Origin of the sequence: Pseudomonas sp. (assembly GCF_049300855.1) — a bacterium.
Taxonomy (GTDB): Bacteria; Pseudomonadota; Gammaproteobacteria; order Pseudomonadales; family Pseudomonadaceae; genus Aquipseudomonas.
Map to the genome: position 1 here is coordinate 208,478 of NZ_JBAQKH010000016.1, position 14,065 is coordinate 222,542.

Below are 14,065 nucleotides of genomic sequence, written 5' to 3' on the forward strand. Positions count from 1 at the left end.
TTTCTAAGAAGACTGGATGAAAACCCGCGACCGGATTCTCGAATGTGCTTTGCAACTGTTCAACGAAAAGGGCGAGCCGAACGTCTCCACCATGGAGGTGGCGAACGAAATGGGGATCAGCCCGGGCAACCTTTACTACCACTTTCACGGCAAGGAGCCGCTGATTCTTGGTTTGTTCGAACACTTTCAGAATGAACTGGCACCACTGCTCGATCCGCCGGCGGATGTGGAACTGGCGCCGGAAGATTATTGGCTGTTTTTGCATTTGATCGTCGAGCGGTTGGCGCAATATCGGTTCCTGTTTCAGGACCTGTCGAACCTTGCCGGACGGTTGCCGAAACTGGCCAAGGGCATTCGCAATCTGCTCAATGCGTTGAAGCGCACGCTGGCGTCGTTGCTGGCGCGGTTGAAGGCGGGGGGTCAGTTGGTCAGCGATACCCAGGCGTTGGGGCAGTTGGTTGAGCAGATCACCATGACGTTGCTGTTTTCGCTGGATTATCAGCGGATTCTGGATCGTGAGGGTGAGGTCAGGTTGGTCGTGTACCAGATCATGATGCTGGTGGCGCCGCATTTGTTGCCGCCGGTGAAGGTTGCGACCGAAAGGATGGCCCTGCAATACCTTGAAGACCATGACTGAAATCAAGAGCCCCTCACCCTAGCCCTCCCGAAACGTCGGACCGCCCGGAGGGAGAGGGGACTGATCGGGGAATGCTTGAGATTTACGCCGACCTGATAGTGCGTTTCCGAATCCATAATCGATAAGGTCTTTCAGGTCGATGTATAGCGAAAGACACCTCGGTCGGCCCCTCTCCCTCCGGGAGAGGGCTGGGGTGAGGGCAAGCTTTAAAAACGCACAAACAAAAACGCCCGACCTTCACAGGCCGGGCGTTTTGTTTTGCCCTGATAAATCAGGACTGACTGGTTGGCGTCGACGGTGTCGATGCAACAGTCGGGGTAGCCACCGGAGTCGGTGCCGCGGCGGAGTTCGACGCGCTCACCGGTGCTGCCGACGTGGCAGGTTTGGCTGCAGCCGGGGCGGCCGGCTTCGGCGCAGCGGCTTTCGGTGCGGCCGGTTTTTTCACTGCTGGCTTCTTCGCCGCAGCGGGTTTCGCTGCAGGCTTGGCAGCCGGTTTCGCGGCAGCGGTTTTCGCGGCTGACTTGGCGGCAGGTTTCGCTGCAGTTTTGGCCGCAGGTTTAGCGGCCGGTTTGGCAGCGGCTTTGGCGGCAACCGGTTTGGCTGCTGCTTTTGCGGCTGGTTTGGCGGCAGCGGTTTTCGCTGCCGGCTTGGCCGCCGCTTTTGCTGCGGGTTTAGCCGCCGCTTTGGCCAGTGGCTTGGCAGCGGATTTCGCCGCTGGTTTGGCCGCTGCGGTTTTCGCCGCCGGTTTTGCTGCTGCGGTTTTCGCCGCAACAGGCTGAGCCTTCAGACCGGTGAGTTTTTCGATCTGTCTGGTCAGTGTGTCGACCTTGCTGTTGAGTGCCTTGACCTCATTGCGGCTCGGTACACCGAGGCGCGAAATCGCGCTGTTCAGGCGCTTGTCAAAAGCCCCTTCCAGCTCGTCCCATTTGCCCAGTGCGCGGTCTTTCACGCCGCTGATGCGCGACTTGGCCGAGGAAGCGGAGTCCTTGGCGGCATCGACTGTTTTGCCGACTGCCGACTTGGTGAGCTTCTCGGCTTTCTCGCCGTCTTTGACCAATGTGTCGAAGAGCTTGCTGCCGTCAGTGTCGATCTTCGAGTACACGCCTAAACCAGCCAGCCAGATTTTGCGGGAGTAGGATTCGACCTTCCCGACCCACGAGCTGCTATCTTTTTTATCAGTAGTCTTTTTGCCAGCCATCCCGTTCTCCTTAAGATTTACGCGCGACGCGTTCGAGCAATGCCGTCAGCTCATCGAGCTTAGCAGAGAGTGTCTCAACGTCATGTTTAGACGGAATGCCGATACGATTCAAGGCGCTTGCTACACGGGAGTCGAACGCCTTCTCGACCTTGTCGAGCTGAACTTCGACACGACCTTTGAATGAACTCACTTCACCCTTGGCTTCATCGATCTCGGCGTTGGCCGCTTCGAGTTTTTCGGTGACGGCTTTTTTGCCTTTCTTTTCAACAGTTTGACCAGCCTTGATCAACTCTTGAAAGTACTCGCCGCCCTCTTGGCCGACCTTGGCGTAGGCACCCAGGCCTGCCAGCCAGATCTTGCGGGCATAGGATTTAACGTCGCTCAGAGCAGAAGTCGAAGCGTCGATTTTTTTCTTCAAAATTACTTTGGCCATGGTGCACCTCACGCGCAGAAGGTTTGAGGAACTGCCCGCGAAAGTGTCGGGCTCAGGCACAAAGTAGGCAGAAAAATTAGAAACGGCACCCTAACAACTGACATGAACAGTCGACAGGAAAACACCAACCCTGTGGGAGCGGGCTTGCCCGCGATGAGGCCGGCACATCCAGAATTTTCGTTATCTGACCCACCGCCATCGCGGGCAAGCCCGCTCCCACAGGGATTCGGGATTCAGAAAAAAGGCATCAGACCAACGCTTTATCGAGAGCTTTCTCGATCTCGGCTTTGATCATGCCGCTCATGGCCGACATCATGATGCCCAGTTCCACATCGACCTTGATCGAATCGTCCGCCACATGCACCGCGCCTTTCACGCCCGAGCGCTTGAGGTTCAGCGTGTCGCCGGACCATTGCGGCTCCAGGCCATATTGCTCGGAGAGTTTCTGCGCCAGTTTGTCGGCCTTCTCGCGGGCCGCTTCCTTGCCCAGGTTGTGAGCACGCTCAACAGTGATTTTGGCCATTGCATGACTCCTGATTTAAAAAGATGTGTCGGTAAATCTTGACCGCCGCTGCGGCAAATCGTCCCGAAGGTTGCCCATCTTACCTTTAGCCATTCCAAGACAAAGCCTGGCTTGGGGATTAGAATGTCGCGCATTCTCTTTTGGTGACAGCGATATGACTGATCAGCGCAAAGGCAGCGATGCCGAACCCACCACTCACTTCGGCTTCAAAAACGTTCCGGAAAGCCAGAAAGCGGAAAAAGTCGCTGAGGTTTTCCACTCGGTAGCCGCCAAGTACGACCTGATGAACGACCTTCTGTCGGGCGGCATGCACCGTCTGTGGAAGCGTTTCGCGATCGAATTGTCGGGCGTGCGCAGCGGTAACCGCGTGCTGGACATCGCCGGCGGTACCGGTGACCTGACCAAAAAATTCTCGCACCTGGTCGGCCCGACCGGTCAGGTGGTGTTGGCCGACATCAACGAATCGATGCTCAAGGTCGGTCGTGACCGCCTGCTGGATCTGGGTGTCGCCGGCAACGTCGAATTCGTGCAGGCGGACGCCGAAAAACTGCCGTTCCCGGACAATCATTTCGACTGCGTGACCATCGCCTTCGGCCTGCGCAACGTCACGCATAAAGAAGAAGCCCTGCGCTCAATGCTGCGCGTACTCAAGCCTGGCGGTCGTCTGTTGGTGCTGGAATTCTCCAAGCCAACCAACGCGCTGATGTCGAAAGCCTACGACGCCTACTCGTTCGCCTTCATGCCGCTGATGGGCAAGCTGATCACCAACGACTCGGAAAGCTATCGCTACCTGGCCGAATCGATCCGCATGCACCCGAATCAGGAAACCCTGAAGTCGATGATGGTCGACGCCGGTTTTGACCGCGTGACCTATCACAACATGACCGCCGGCATCGTTGCCCTGCACCGTGGCATCAAGCCCTGATGTTGCTCACCGGGCTGCTCGCCAGCGTTGAACTCGGCCTCAACCGGGTGCTGCGTCTCGACAGCACGGCGCTGCCACGGCTGGCGCATTTGACCGGCAAGGTGATTGCCGTCGATTGCCGCAGCCCGGCGCTGCAACTGTTCATTTTGCCGAGCGACGAAGGTTTGATGCTGGCCTCGCATTGGGACACCGCTGTCGACTGCACTTTACGTGCGCCGGCCTCGAGCCTGATCAAACTGGCCGTGAGCAAAGACAAGACCGCGGTGCTGCACGCCCCGGAAGTCGAACTCGATGGCGACAGCGGCGTGCTGCTGGAACTGGCCGGTGTGCTACAAGACCTTGAGCTGGACTGGGAGTACGAACTCTCGCGCTGGCTCGGCCCGGTCGCCACGCAATTGATTGGCGGTCACCTGCGCAGCCGCGCACGCTGGTATCAACAAGGATTTGCCAGCCTCAACCAGAATCTCGCCGAATACCTCGCCGAAGAATCGCGCACCCTCGTCGGGCAGCGCGAAGCCGAAGCGCGGTTCAGCGAACTGGACCGGATCAAAATTGATCTGGAACGTCTCGAGGCGCGTTTCGAGCGCCTTTCCCGATCCCTCGACCCAAGCGATAACGCATGAAGCTGCTTGCCGTCCGCCGTCTGTTGCGCATCCAGCGCGTCGTGATCCGCTACCGCCTCGATGACCTGCTGTTCGATCTGCCGTTGCCGTGGTTCCTTCTGGCGCTGCGCTATGTGCTGCCGTGGCGCTGGTTCCCGCGCAAGCCGCTGGACCTGAGCCGCGGTGCGCGTTTGCGTCTGGCGTTGCAGGATCTCGGGCCGATTTTCATCAAGTTCGGGCAGATTCTCTCGACCCGCCGCGACCTGTTGCCGGAAGACATCGCCGATGAGCTGATGCACCTGCAGGACCGCGTGCCGCCGTTCGATTCGCAGCTGTCGATCAAGCTGATCGAAGAACAGCTCGGCAAGAAGATCAGCGACGTGTTCAGCCGTTTCGACGTCGAACCGCTGGCCTCGGCCTCGGTGGCGCAAGTGCATGCCGCGCAACTGAAAACCGGCGAGGAAGTGGTGGTCAAAGTGATCCGGCCGGGCCTGAAGCCGATCATTGCGCAGGATCTGGCGTGGCTGTTCATCCTCGCCCGCGCCGCTGAAAAGCTCTCGGCCGACGCGCGTCTGCTGCACCCGGTCGACGTGGTCCAGGACTACGAAAAAACCATCTACGACGAACTCGATCTGCTACGCGAAGCGGCCAACGCCAGCCAATTGAAGCGCAACTTCGAAGGTTCGCCGCTGCTCTACGTGCCGCAAGTCTATTGGGACTGGTGCCGGCCGAAAGTGCTGGTGATGGAGCGTATCTACGGCATTCAGGTCACCGATCTGGCGACCCTCGCCGATCAACGCACCGACATGAAAATGCTCGCCGAACGCGGCGTGGAGATTTTCTTCACCCAAGTGTTCCGCGACAGCTTTTTCCACGCCGACATGCACCCGGGCAACATCTTCGTCAGTACCGTCAATCCGTGGAGCCCGCAGTACATCGCGATCGACTGCGGCATCGTCGGCAGCCTGACTCCGGAAGATCAGGACTATCTGGCGCGCAACCTGTTCGCCTTCTTCAAGCGTGATTACCGCCGCGTGGCGCAATTGCACATCGATTCGGGCTGGGTGCCGGCGGAAACCAAGCTCAACGAATTCGAAGCGGCGATCCGTACCGTGTGCGAACCGATCTTCGAAAAACCGTTAAAAGATATTTCATTTGGCCAGGTGCTGATGCGCCTGTTCCAGACTGCGCGGCGCTTCAACATGGAAGTACAGCCGCAACTGGTGCTGCTGCAAAAGACCCTGCTGAACATCGAAGGCCTCGGCCGTCAGCTGTACCCGGATCTGGATCTGTGGAACACCGCGCAGCCGTTCCTCGAACGCTGGATGCGCGAGCGCGTCAGCCCGAAAGCCTTGCTCGGCAACGTGCAGAGCCAGTTTGAACAGTTGCCGCATCTGGCGAATATGGCCCGCGATCTGCTCGAACGCATGTCCCAGCCGCACGCCTACGACCCGCCGCCACCGTGGCATAAACGCAAGGACGACTGGTTCCTGCGCCTGCTCGGTTGCGCGCATCTGGCCGGCGGGGTGATCCTCGCCCTCGGTGGCCCGCTGCACGAATTGGGGCATTGGCCGGCGGGAATCATGGTGGCAGTCGGCTTGTATCTGGTCGTTCGCCGATAGCCAGTTTCGTGATCGGCTGGCACACTGTTTCAATGCCTGAACCCGACTATTGAAGTGTGGGGTTCGCTGTCGGAGTCGAAGATGAAAAACTGGCTGGACGAGATCAAGTGGGACGCTGATGGCCTGGTGCCGGCGATTGCCCAGGATCACAAGACCGGACGCGTGCTGATGATGGCCTGGATGAACCGCGAAGCGCTGGAACTGACCGCTGCGGAAAACCGTGCCATCTACTGGTCACGTTCCCGTGGCAAGCTGTGGCGCAAGGGCGAAGAGTCCGGCCATGTGCAGACCTTGCATGAGATGCGTCTGGACTGTGACGCCGACGTGATCATCCTGATGGTGGAACAGATCGGCGACATCGCTTGCCATACCGGCCGTCAAAGCTGCTTTTACCGGGTCTTCGAAAACGGCGACTGGAAGACAGTCGACCCGGTCCTGAAAGACCCGCACGCCATCTATTCCGCAGGACACAAACATGAGTGACACCCTGACCCGCCTGGCCGAAGTGCTCGAAGAGCGCAAAGGCGCAGCCGCCGACAGCTCCTATGTAGCTAGTCTGTATCACAAGGGTTTGAACAAGATTCTGGAGAAAGTCGGCGAAGAGTCGGTCGAAACCATTATTGCCGCCAAGGACGCCGCCATCAGCGGTGACTGCAGCGACGTGATCTACGAGACCGCCGACCTGTGGTTCCACAGCATGGTCATGCTCGCCCAACTGGGGCAGCATCCGCAGGCCGTGCTGGATGAGCTGGATCGCCGCTTCGGCCTGTCCGGACACGTCGAGAAAGCCTCGCGTCCGTCCGCCTGAACAATTTTGAGAGAGGAACAGCAACATGGGCATTTTTGACTGGAAACACTGGATCGTCATTCTGGTTGTCGTGGTGCTGGTGTTCGGCACCAAAAAACTGAAAAACCTCGGCACCGACGTTGGCGAATCGATCAAGGGCTTTCGTAAAGCCATGAACGACGAGGAAAAACCGGCCGCTGATCCAACCGTGACGCCTGCGCAGCCAGTGCCACCGGTACAGCCGCAAGCCACCGCTCAGGCCAACCCGCCGCACACCATCGACGTGCAGGCGCAAAAAGTCGAAGAGCCGATCCGCAAAGACGTGTGAGCACTGACTAATGTTTGGTATCAGCTTCTCTGAACTGCTGCTCGTCGGCCTCGTCGCCCTGCTGGTGCTGGGTCCCGAGCGTCTGCCGGGCGCTGCGCGCACCGCTGGCCTGTGGGTCGGACGGCTGAAGCGCAGCTTCAACGCGATCAAACAGGAAGTTGAACGTGAAATCGGTGCCGACGAGATTCGTCGGCAACTGCACAACGAGCACATTCTGTCGCTGGAACAAGAGGCGCGGAAGATTTTCAATCCGGTCCAGCAAGAGCCGACGCCGGTTGAAGTTGAACATGTAGGGCAGCAGACGATTCATGCGCCAACTGCGCCCGCTGTAGCCGCACCCGCTGCCGTTGTAGCACCGACAGAGCCGGCGCCAGCCGCTGTGGAACAATCTGTTGAACACGTTGCGCCAACCGCCGCGCCGATCACACCAGCGCCTCACGACCCTACTCTGCCGCCGCGAGCCCCATGAGCGATCTCCCCGAAAACGACCAGCACATGCCGCTGGTTTCGCACCTCACCGAGTTGCGCACCCGCCTGCTGCGTTGTGTGGCGGCGATCTTCATCATCTTCGCCGGGCTGTTTGCGTTCACCCAGCAGATCTACACCTTCGTCTCGACGCCGCTGCGCCAGTACCTGCCGGTCGGCGCGACAATGATCGCCACCGACGTGTCGTCGCCGTTCCTGACGCCACTGAAGTTGACGATGATGGTTTCGCTGTTCCTCGCGATCCCGGTGATCCTGCATCAGATCTGGGGCTTCATCGCGCCAGGTCTGTACAAACATGAGAAACGCATCGCCGTGCCGTTGCTGGTGTCGAGCATTCTGCTGTTCTACACCGGCATGGCGTTCGCCTATTACTTCGTGTTCCCGCTGATCTTCAAGTTCTTCGCCGCAGCCACCCCGGCCGGCGTGGAAATGATGACCGACATCGCCAGTTACCTCGATTTCGTGATGACGCTGTTCTTCGCCTTCGGCGTGGCGTTCGAAATCCCGGTGGCTGTGGTGCTGCTGGTGTGGATCGGCGTGGTCGACGTCAAATACCTGAAGAAGATCCGCCCGTACGTGATCATCGGCTGCTTTGTGGTCGGCATGATCCTCACACCGCCGGACATTTTCTCGCAGACCCTGCTGGCCGTACCGATGTGGATGCTGTTTGAAATCGGCATTCTGTTCGGTGGCTTGATCAGCAAGCGCGAACGTCCGGACGAGAGCCCGGCCGACGACCACAACGACCAGCCGCCAGCGACCCAGGCATGAACCTGCTGTTGCTCGAAGAGGCCGATTTCATTGCGGCCGACCGCGTAGTGCTGCGTGATCGCCGCCTGACCCACATGCAGGAAGTCCACCGCTCGGAAGTCGGTGACAGCCTGCGCGTCGGGCGCATCAACGGACTGATGGGTTCGGCTGAATTGCTACGCCTCGAAGCGGATGAAGCGGAGCTGCGCGTCAGCCTCGATCAGCAGCCACCGGCCAAGCTGCCACTGACGCTGGTGCTGGCCCTACCGCGCCCGAAGATGCTCCGCCGGGTGTTCCAGACCGTGGCGACCATGGGCGTGTCCAAAGTGATTCTGGTCAACAGCTATCGGGTCGAGAAGAGTTTCTGGCAGACGCCGTTTCTTGAGCCAGCAGCCATTCGTGAGCAACTGATCCTCGGCCTCGAACAGGCCCGCGACACGGTGCTGCCAGAGATCATCATCGAGAAGCGCTTCAAGCCGTTCGTTGAAGATCGCCTGCCGGCGATTACCGAGGGCACCCTGGGCCTGGTCGGTCATCCCGGCAACTACCCGCCGTGCCCGCGCGCCTTGAGCGAACCGGTAACGCTGGCCATCGGTCCCGAAGGTGGCTGGATTCCTTACGAAATCGACCTGCTGGCCAAATCAGGCCTGCAACCGGTGCAACTCGGCGAACGCATCCTGCGCGTCGAAACCGCCGTCACCGCCCTGCTCGCCCGCCTGTTCTGATTCTCCGCACCAGATAAATGGTGTTACAGATTGCCATCATTCGGCCGATACCCTCCCCATAAGTCCAATTAGTGGTCGGGGAGTCGTCGCATGTACCGTTGGTTAGCCGAGAATCTTGGAAACGTCAGCGTCAAACGCAAGCTGGGAATCGGTTTCGGCCTGGTGCTGTTGCTGACACTGTTGATCACCTTCACCGGCTGGACCGGCATGAGCGGCATCATCAGCCGCGGTGACAAACTCGGTTTTATCTCCAGCCTTAACGAGCTGACCAAGGACCTGCGCCTGGCGCGTCTGGACTACGAAGCGCGCCGTGGCGAACAAGGCCCGGGCGCGGTCACCGATCTGCTGAACAAACTCGACAGCGGCCTGCAAACCGCACGCAGCCTGATTGAACAGCCGTCCGACGCGGCGATGGTCGATCAACAACTGGCCGCCGTTGCCGAATACAAACGCGCTTTTGCCGACATGACCCAAGCCACCGTGCAGCGCGAAGACGCCCGCAGCAAACTTGGCGCCAGTGCCGACAATGCCGTGGCGAAAGTCGCCGAAGTGGAAAAATCCATGCTGGCCGGTGACAGCGTCGCGCAATTCAACAGCGTCATCGAGCTGAGCAAACTGCTGCAACAGGCGCGTTATCAGGTGCGCGGCTACACCTACAGCGGCAAGGCCGATGCCGAGCAACCGGCGCTGGACGCCATCGACAACGCCCTGAAAAACCTCGACAGCCTGCCGGCCAAACTGCCGGAGCAGCACATCGCCAACCTGCAACAAGCCACCGATTCGATCAAAGCCTATCGCGCCGCAGTGGCGCAGTTCCGCGACTCGCAGGTCAACAACGCCAAGGCCGCCGCGCGCATGTCGACTCAGGGTGACATCCTCATCGACGTCAGCAAGAAGCTCACCGAGTCGCAAACCGTGGTGCGTGACACCGATGCAGCCCACGCCAAAAACATGTTGATCATCGCCACCCTGCTCGCCGTCGCGTTCGGTCTGCTGGCCGCTTGGGCGATTACTCGTCAGATCATCATCCCGCTGAACCAGACCCTGAAAGTCGCCGAACGCGTCGCCGCCGGCGACCTGACCCACAATCTGGTTTCGCAGCGTCGCGACGAACTCGGTCAGTTGCAGCGCTCGATGCAGAGCATGACCCAGGGCCTGCGCGAGTTGATCGGCGGTATCAGCGACGGCGTCACCCAGATCGCCAGCGCGGCTGAGGAATTGTCGGCCGTCACCGAGCAGACCAGCGCCGGGGTCAACAATCAGAAAATCGAGACCGACCAGGTCGCCACCGCCATGAACGAAATGGCCGCCACCGTGCAGGAAGTCGCGCGTAACGCCGAGGAAGCTTCCGAAGCCGCCGTGGCTGCCGACCAACAAGCGCGCGAAGGCGACAAAGTCGTTGGCGAAGCGATCGCGCAGATCGAGCGTCTGGCCGTTGAGGTGGGGCACTCCACCGAAGCCATGGGCGAGCTCAAGCGCGAAAGCGACAAGATCGGCAGCGTCCTCGACGTGATCAAATCCGTGGCCCAACAAACCAACCTGCTGGCCCTCAACGCCGCCATCGAAGCCGCGCGTGCCGGTGAAGCCGGGCGTGGTTTCGCAGTAGTTGCCGACGAGGTGCGCAGCCTCGCCCAGCGCACACAGAAGTCCACCGAAGAGATCGAACAACTGATCGTCGGCCTGCAAAGCGGCACCCAGCAAGTCGCGACGATCATGGACAACAGCCGCACCCTCACCGACAGCAGTGTTGAACTGACGCGTCGCGCCGGTGGCTCGCTGGAGAGCATCACCCGCACCGTGTCGGCCATTCAAGCGATGAACCAGCAGATTGCGGCAGCAGCCGAGCAGCAGAGCGCGGTGGCTGAAGAGATCAACCGTAGCGTGCTGAATGTGCGGGATGTGTCCGATCAGACATCGGCGGCGAGTGAAGAGACGGCGGCGTCCAGCGTTGAGCTGGCGCGGTTGGGTACTCACTTGCAGATGCTGGTGGGGCGCTTCAAGGTTTGAGGTGATTGATTTGCCTCGGTTCGCTGTGGACCGAGGTGATGCTATCGCTGGCAAGCCAGCTCCCACAGTGAAGATGTTGAACACAAATTTTGTGATCGACTGCAAACCCTGTGGGAGCTGGCTTGCCAGCGATGGCGTCCGAGAGGACGCCGCAGTTACAGAACCTGACGCAAAAAAGCCTGAGCGCGCGGATCCTTCGGCGTATCAAAGAACTCCGCCGGTGCCGCATCCTCCAGCAGCTTGCCGTGATCGAAAAACAACACCCGATCCGCCACTTCCCGGGCAAAGCCCATTTCGTGGGTCACGCAGACCATGGTCATGCCTTCCACGGCCAGGTTCTTCATCACGTCCAGCACTTCGCCGACCATTTCCGGGTCGAGCGCCGAGGTCGGCTCGTCAAACAACATCACCTTCGGTTCCATCGCCAGCGCCCGCGCAATCGCCACGCGCTGTTGCTGACCGCCGGACAGGCGTGACGGAAACTCGTTGGCCTTTTGCGCGATACCAACCTTGTGCAGCAATTCCATCGCCTTGGCCTCGCGCTCTTTCTTGCCGCGCTTGCGCACGACTTTCTGCGCCAGACAGAGGTTTTCCAGCACGGTCATGTGCGGGAACAGGTTGAAATGCTGGAAGACCATGCCGACTTCGCGGCGGTAGGCGTTGACGTCGGTTTTCGGGTCGGCCAGTTGCAGACCGTCGATGCTCACCGAGCCGGAATCGAACTCCTCCAGGCCATTGAGGCAACGCAGGAAGGTCGACTTACCGGAGCCCGACGGGCCGATCACCACCAGCACTTCGCCCTTGGCTACCGTGGTGCTGACGTTATCCACCGCGCGCACCACTTGCCCACGGGTGTCGAAGACTTTTACCAGATCGCGGACTTCAATCACTTTGCGCGAGCCTCCGCTCTAGCCGGCTGGCGATTTTCGACAGCGGCAGGTTGATCAACAGGTACAGGCCGGCAACGCAGAACAGAATCTCGAACGGCGAGAACGAGGTAGTGATGACTTCACGGCCGCTTTTCAGCAGTTCGGTGATGGCGATCACCGACACCAGCGAGGTGTCCTTGACCAGACTGATGAACTGCCCGGCCAGCGGCGGCAGCACGCGTTTCAGCGCTTGCGGCAGCACCACATGGCGCATCGACTGGCCGGCACTCAGACCAAGCGAGCGCGCCGCTTCGTTCTGGCCACGGGCAATCGATTGCACGCCGGAACGGATGATCTCGGCTACGTAAGCGCCGGTGAACAGCGACAGCGCAGCGATCCCGGCGAACTCGCGCGACAGGTTCATCACCGTGCCGATGAAGAAGTAGAAAATGAAGATCTGTACCAGCAATGGCGTGCCGCGCACCAGTTCGACGTAAATGGTCGACAGATCGCGCAGGGTCGGGTTGCTCGACAGCCGGCAGAGGCCGGTGACCAGACCAATGAGCAAACCGAGAATCCCGGACACCACCGACAGCCAAAGCGTTGTCCACAGCCCCCACAACAGCGGCCCTGCCGCCCAATGCCGAGTCACACCCACGACGTCACCTTCGGCGACATCGTCGCCCTGAGCGAATTGCAGGCTGTTCTCGTCAACAGTCAGGTGCTGCTCGTCACCGGCGTCGTTGCGCAGGGTGACAACAGCGCTGCCGCCCTTGCGCACCAACTCGGTGACGGTGGAAATGTCCGTGGCGCGCTGGGATTCTTCCGCCTGATAGGCGAAGTACTGCGGCACGCGGTTCCAGCGCCATTCGTAGGACATCAGCGACGTCGCGTAATACAACGCGCCCGCCAGGCCGACCAGCACCAGCACGGTGAGGACGTGCCAGGGCCATTGGGCTTTTTTCTGGTTCATTGCAGGTTCTCGGATGATCGTTCCCACGCTCTGCGTGGGAATGCCGCTCGGGACGCTCTGCGTCCCTGCCTGTTCGTGACGCGGAGCGTCACAGGATGCGTTCCCACGCGGAGCATGGGAACGATCAGCGGATGCGCGTTATTCCATGTCCTTGAGCCACTCGGTGCTCTTGAACCACTTGTCATGGATGCGATCGTAGGTGCCGTCTTCGTGGATCTGGTGCAGGAAGTTGTTGATGAAGTTGAGGCTGTCGTAATCACCCTTCTTCAAACCGAATGCCAACGGCTCGTAGGTGAACGGCTTGTCGAGGAACACCAGTTTGCCGGCGCCGACCTTGGTCACCGCAACGACGTTGTACGGGGCGTCGTAGATGAAGGCGTCAGCCTTGCCGTTGACCACGTCGAGCACGGCTTCCTGCTCGTTGTCGTAGCCGTGGTACTTGGCTTTGGAGATGAGCTTCTTGGCGACCATTTCGCCGGTGGTGCCGAGCTTGGAGGTGATGCGGTAGTCGGCGGTGTTCAGGTCTTTGTAGGACTTGATGGTGCCTTCCAGTTCCTTGCGGATCAGCAGGGTCTGGCCGACCACGATGAACGGTTCGCTGAAGTTCAGGCGCAGGTTGCGTTCCTGGGTCAGGGTCATGCCGCTGCCGATCATGTCGAACTTGTCAGTCATCAGCGCCGGGATGATGCCGTCGTAACCGGTCGAAACCAGTTCCAGCTTGACGCCCATGGCCTTGGACATGGCTTTGAGGATGTCGACTTCAAAGCCGATGATTTCGCCGCGCTTGTTGGTCATTTCGAACGGCATGTAGGTCGGATCCATACCGACTTTCAAGGTGCCACGCTTGACCGCGTCATCGATCGCGCCGGCCTGCGCCGCATTGACTGCAACCAGTGCCGTGACGCCGACCAGCAGCATCGACAGATACTTCTTCATCTTCAAGTCCCCAAAACCATTGCGTATGCGGCGCGAAAACCAACAGAAATGGGCCAAAAAGCCCGGGCGCGCCAATTCGGGGACGGATGCTAACGCACTCGTTTTTTTGCACAAGGTTTAATCGGGGATTTGTTTAACAATCAAGGGCTGACCCTCACCCCAGCCCTCTCCCGGAGGGAGAGGGGGCCGACCGGGTTGTCTTGCGCTCTACATCGACCTGAAAGATCCAGTCGATTATGGATTCAATACAGCAGGATCAGGTCG

General features: G+C 59.8%; 17 protein-coding genes and 1 pseudogene. 12 read left to right on the forward strand and 6 right to left on the reverse strand.

Annotation, left to right across the window (positions count from 1 at the left end; all coding sequences use genetic code 11):
* The first annotated feature begins 16 nt into the window (after positions 1-16).
* A complete protein-coding gene (locus WA225_RS06020; RefSeq protein ID WP_422607235.1) occupies positions 17-637 on the forward strand; it encodes a TetR/AcrR family transcriptional regulator in 621 nt (206 codons plus the stop codon).
* A 271-nt stretch (positions 638-908) separates the two neighbouring features.
* Here WA225_RS06020 and WA225_RS06025 read toward each other — a convergent pair whose 3' ends face one another.
* The 3 genes from WA225_RS06025 to WA225_RS06035 all read right to left on the reverse strand — a co-directional run bounded on the left by WA225_RS06025 (position 909) and on the right by WA225_RS06035 (position 2,791).
* Positions 909-1,835, reverse strand: coding sequence for a phasin family protein (locus WA225_RS06025; protein ID WP_422607236.1), 927 nt, complete (start codon positions 1,833-1,835; stop codon positions 909-911).
* A 10-nt stretch (positions 1,836-1,845) separates the two neighbouring features.
* Entirely contained in the window at positions 1,846-2,268 is a 423-nt protein-coding gene (locus WA225_RS06030) for a phasin family protein (RefSeq protein WP_064117079.1), read from the reverse strand.
* A 247-nt stretch (positions 2,269-2,515) separates the two neighbouring features.
* The gene (locus WA225_RS06035) at positions 2,516-2,791 is read right to left on the reverse strand and encodes a polyhydroxyalkanoic acid system family protein (protein WP_077570393.1); all 276 of its coding nucleotides are present in this window, start codon (positions 2,789-2,791) and stop codon (positions 2,516-2,518) included.
* Between the two features lie 154 nt (positions 2,792-2,945).
* Here WA225_RS06035 and ubiE point away from each other — a divergent pair, with 154 nt between their 5' ends.
* The 11 genes and pseudogenes from ubiE to WA225_RS06090 all read left to right on the forward strand — a co-directional run bounded on the left by ubiE (position 2,946) and on the right by WA225_RS06090 (position 11,023).
* On the forward strand, positions 2,946-3,716 hold the full coding sequence (gene ubiE / locus WA225_RS06040) for a bifunctional demethylmenaquinone methyltransferase/2-methoxy-6-polyprenyl-1,4-benzoquinol methylase UbiE (RefSeq protein WP_422607237.1): 771 nt from the start codon (positions 2,946-2,948) through the stop codon (positions 3,714-3,716).
* On the forward strand, positions 3,716-4,339 hold the full coding sequence (locus WA225_RS06045; protein ID WP_422607238.1) for a ubiquinone biosynthesis accessory factor UbiJ: 624 nt from the start codon (positions 3,716-3,718) through the stop codon (positions 4,337-4,339). The genes ubiE and WA225_RS06045 overlap by 1 nt, the downstream gene beginning before the upstream one ends.
* Complete coding sequence (gene ubiB, locus WA225_RS06050) at positions 4,336-5,940, forward strand: ubiquinone biosynthesis regulatory protein kinase UbiB (RefSeq protein WP_422607239.1); 1,605 nt, start codon at positions 4,336-4,338, stop codon at positions 5,938-5,940. Before WA225_RS06045 ends, ubiB begins: the two co-directional genes overlap by 4 nt.
* An 81-nt stretch (positions 5,941-6,021) precedes the next feature.
* Positions 6,022-6,423: a phosphoribosyl-AMP cyclohydrolase gene (gene hisI / locus WA225_RS06055; RefSeq protein WP_007909357.1), complete on the forward strand. Its 402-nt coding sequence runs from the start codon at positions 6,022-6,024 to the stop codon at positions 6,421-6,423.
* A complete protein-coding gene (locus tag WA225_RS06060; RefSeq protein ID WP_007909355.1) occupies positions 6,416-6,748 on the forward strand; it encodes a phosphoribosyl-ATP diphosphatase in 333 nt (110 codons plus the stop codon). The genes hisI and WA225_RS06060 overlap by 8 nt, the downstream gene beginning before the upstream one ends.
* A 25-nt stretch (positions 6,749-6,773) precedes the next feature.
* Positions 6,774-7,055 (forward strand): twin-arginine translocase TatA/TatE family subunit, encoded by a 282-nt coding sequence (locus WA225_RS06065; RefSeq protein ID WP_127648614.1) that lies wholly within the window; start codon positions 6,774-6,776, stop codon positions 7,053-7,055.
* A gap of 10 nt (positions 7,056-7,065) precedes the next feature.
* A complete protein-coding gene (gene tatB / locus WA225_RS06070; RefSeq protein WP_422607240.1) occupies positions 7,066-7,524 on the forward strand; it encodes a Sec-independent protein translocase protein TatB in 459 nt (152 codons plus the stop codon).
* Entirely contained in the window at positions 7,521-8,312 is a 792-nt protein-coding gene (gene tatC, locus WA225_RS06075) for a twin-arginine translocase subunit TatC (RefSeq protein ID WP_422607241.1), read from the forward strand. The genes tatB and tatC overlap by 4 nt, the downstream gene beginning before the upstream one ends.
* Complete coding sequence (locus tag WA225_RS06080) at positions 8,309-9,016, forward strand: 16S rRNA (uracil(1498)-N(3))-methyltransferase (RefSeq protein ID WP_422607242.1); 708 nt, start codon at positions 8,309-8,311, stop codon at positions 9,014-9,016. The genes tatC and WA225_RS06080 overlap by 4 nt, the downstream gene beginning before the upstream one ends.
* Positions 9,017-9,223: 207 nt before the next feature.
* A pseudogene (locus tag WA225_RS06085) lies at positions 9,224-10,168 on the forward strand (methyl-accepting chemotaxis protein); the annotation flags it as partial.
* A 141-nt stretch (positions 10,169-10,309) separates the two neighbouring features.
* Positions 10,310-11,023 carry a methyl-accepting chemotaxis protein gene (locus WA225_RS06090; RefSeq protein ID WP_422607438.1) on the forward strand — a complete coding sequence of 238 codons (714 nt, stop codon included), beginning with the start codon at positions 10,310-10,312 and terminating at the stop codon, positions 11,021-11,023.
* Between the two features lie 155 nt (positions 11,024-11,178).
* Here the strand turns inward: WA225_RS06090 and WA225_RS06095 are convergent, their stop codons facing one another.
* From WA225_RS06095 to WA225_RS06105, 3 genes are all read right to left on the reverse strand, one after another.
* A complete protein-coding gene (locus tag WA225_RS06095) occupies positions 11,179-11,913 on the reverse strand; it encodes an amino acid ABC transporter ATP-binding protein (protein WP_422607243.1) in 735 nt (244 codons plus the stop codon).
* Positions 11,906-12,865 carry an amino acid ABC transporter permease gene (locus tag WA225_RS06100; RefSeq protein ID WP_422607244.1) on the reverse strand — a complete coding sequence of 320 codons (960 nt, stop codon included), beginning with the start codon at positions 12,863-12,865 and terminating at the stop codon, positions 11,906-11,908. Before WA225_RS06100 ends, WA225_RS06095 begins: the two co-directional genes overlap by 8 nt.
* 138 nt (positions 12,866-13,003) lie before the next feature.
* On the reverse strand, positions 13,004-13,801 hold the full coding sequence (locus WA225_RS06105) for a transporter substrate-binding domain-containing protein (protein WP_034152980.1): 798 nt from the start codon (positions 13,799-13,801) through the stop codon (positions 13,004-13,006).
* Positions 13,802-14,065 lie beyond the last annotated feature (264 nt).

Excerpts from the sequence above, each read along its gene's own strand:
- WA225_RS06080 (WP_422607242.1), top strand. The coding sequence starts at position 8,309 with ATGAACCTGCTGTTGCTCGAAGAGGCCGATTTCATTGCGGCCGACCGC.
- ubiB (WP_422607239.1), top strand. The coding sequence starts at position 4,336 with ATGAAGCTGCTTGCCGTCCGCCGTCTGTTGCGCATCCAGCGCGTCGTG.
- WA225_RS06065 (WP_127648614.1), top strand. The coding sequence starts at position 6,774 with ATGGGCATTTTTGACTGGAAACACTGGATCGTCATTCTGGTTGTCGTG.
- WA225_RS06035 (WP_077570393.1), bottom strand. The coding sequence starts at position 2,791 with ATGGCCAAAATCACTGTTGAGCGTGCTCACAACCTGGGCAAGGAAGCG.
- tatC (WP_422607241.1), top strand. The coding sequence starts at position 7,521 with ATGAGCGATCTCCCCGAAAACGACCAGCACATGCCGCTGGTTTCGCAC.
- tatB (WP_422607240.1), top strand. The coding sequence starts at position 7,066 with ATGTTTGGTATCAGCTTCTCTGAACTGCTGCTCGTCGGCCTCGTCGCC.
- WA225_RS06045 (WP_422607238.1), top strand. The coding sequence starts at position 3,716 with ATGTTGCTCACCGGGCTGCTCGCCAGCGTTGAACTCGGCCTCAACCGG.
- WA225_RS06060 (WP_007909355.1), top strand. The coding sequence starts at position 6,416 with ATGAGTGACACCCTGACCCGCCTGGCCGAAGTGCTCGAAGAGCGCAAA.
- WA225_RS06105 (WP_034152980.1), bottom strand. The coding sequence starts at position 13,801 with ATGAAGAAGTATCTGTCGATGCTGCTGGTCGGCGTCACGGCACTGGTT.
- WA225_RS06090 (WP_422607438.1), top strand. The coding sequence starts at position 10,310 with ATGAACGAAATGGCCGCCACCGTGCAGGAAGTCGCGCGTAACGCCGAG.
- ubiE (WP_422607237.1), top strand. The coding sequence starts at position 2,946 with ATGACTGATCAGCGCAAAGGCAGCGATGCCGAACCCACCACTCACTTC.
- WA225_RS06020 (WP_422607235.1), top strand. The coding sequence starts at position 17 with ATGAAAACCCGCGACCGGATTCTCGAATGTGCTTTGCAACTGTTCAAC.
- WA225_RS06100 (WP_422607244.1), bottom strand. The coding sequence starts at position 12,865 with ATGAACCAGAAAAAAGCCCAATGGCCCTGGCACGTCCTCACCGTGCTG.
- WA225_RS06030 (WP_064117079.1), bottom strand. The coding sequence starts at position 2,268 with ATGGCCAAAGTAATTTTGAAGAAAAAAATCGACGCTTCGACTTCTGCT.
- WA225_RS06025 (WP_422607236.1), bottom strand. The coding sequence starts at position 1,835 with ATGGCTGGCAAAAAGACTACTGATAAAAAAGATAGCAGCTCGTGGGTC.
- hisI (WP_007909357.1), top strand. The coding sequence starts at position 6,022 with ATGAAAAACTGGCTGGACGAGATCAAGTGGGACGCTGATGGCCTGGTG.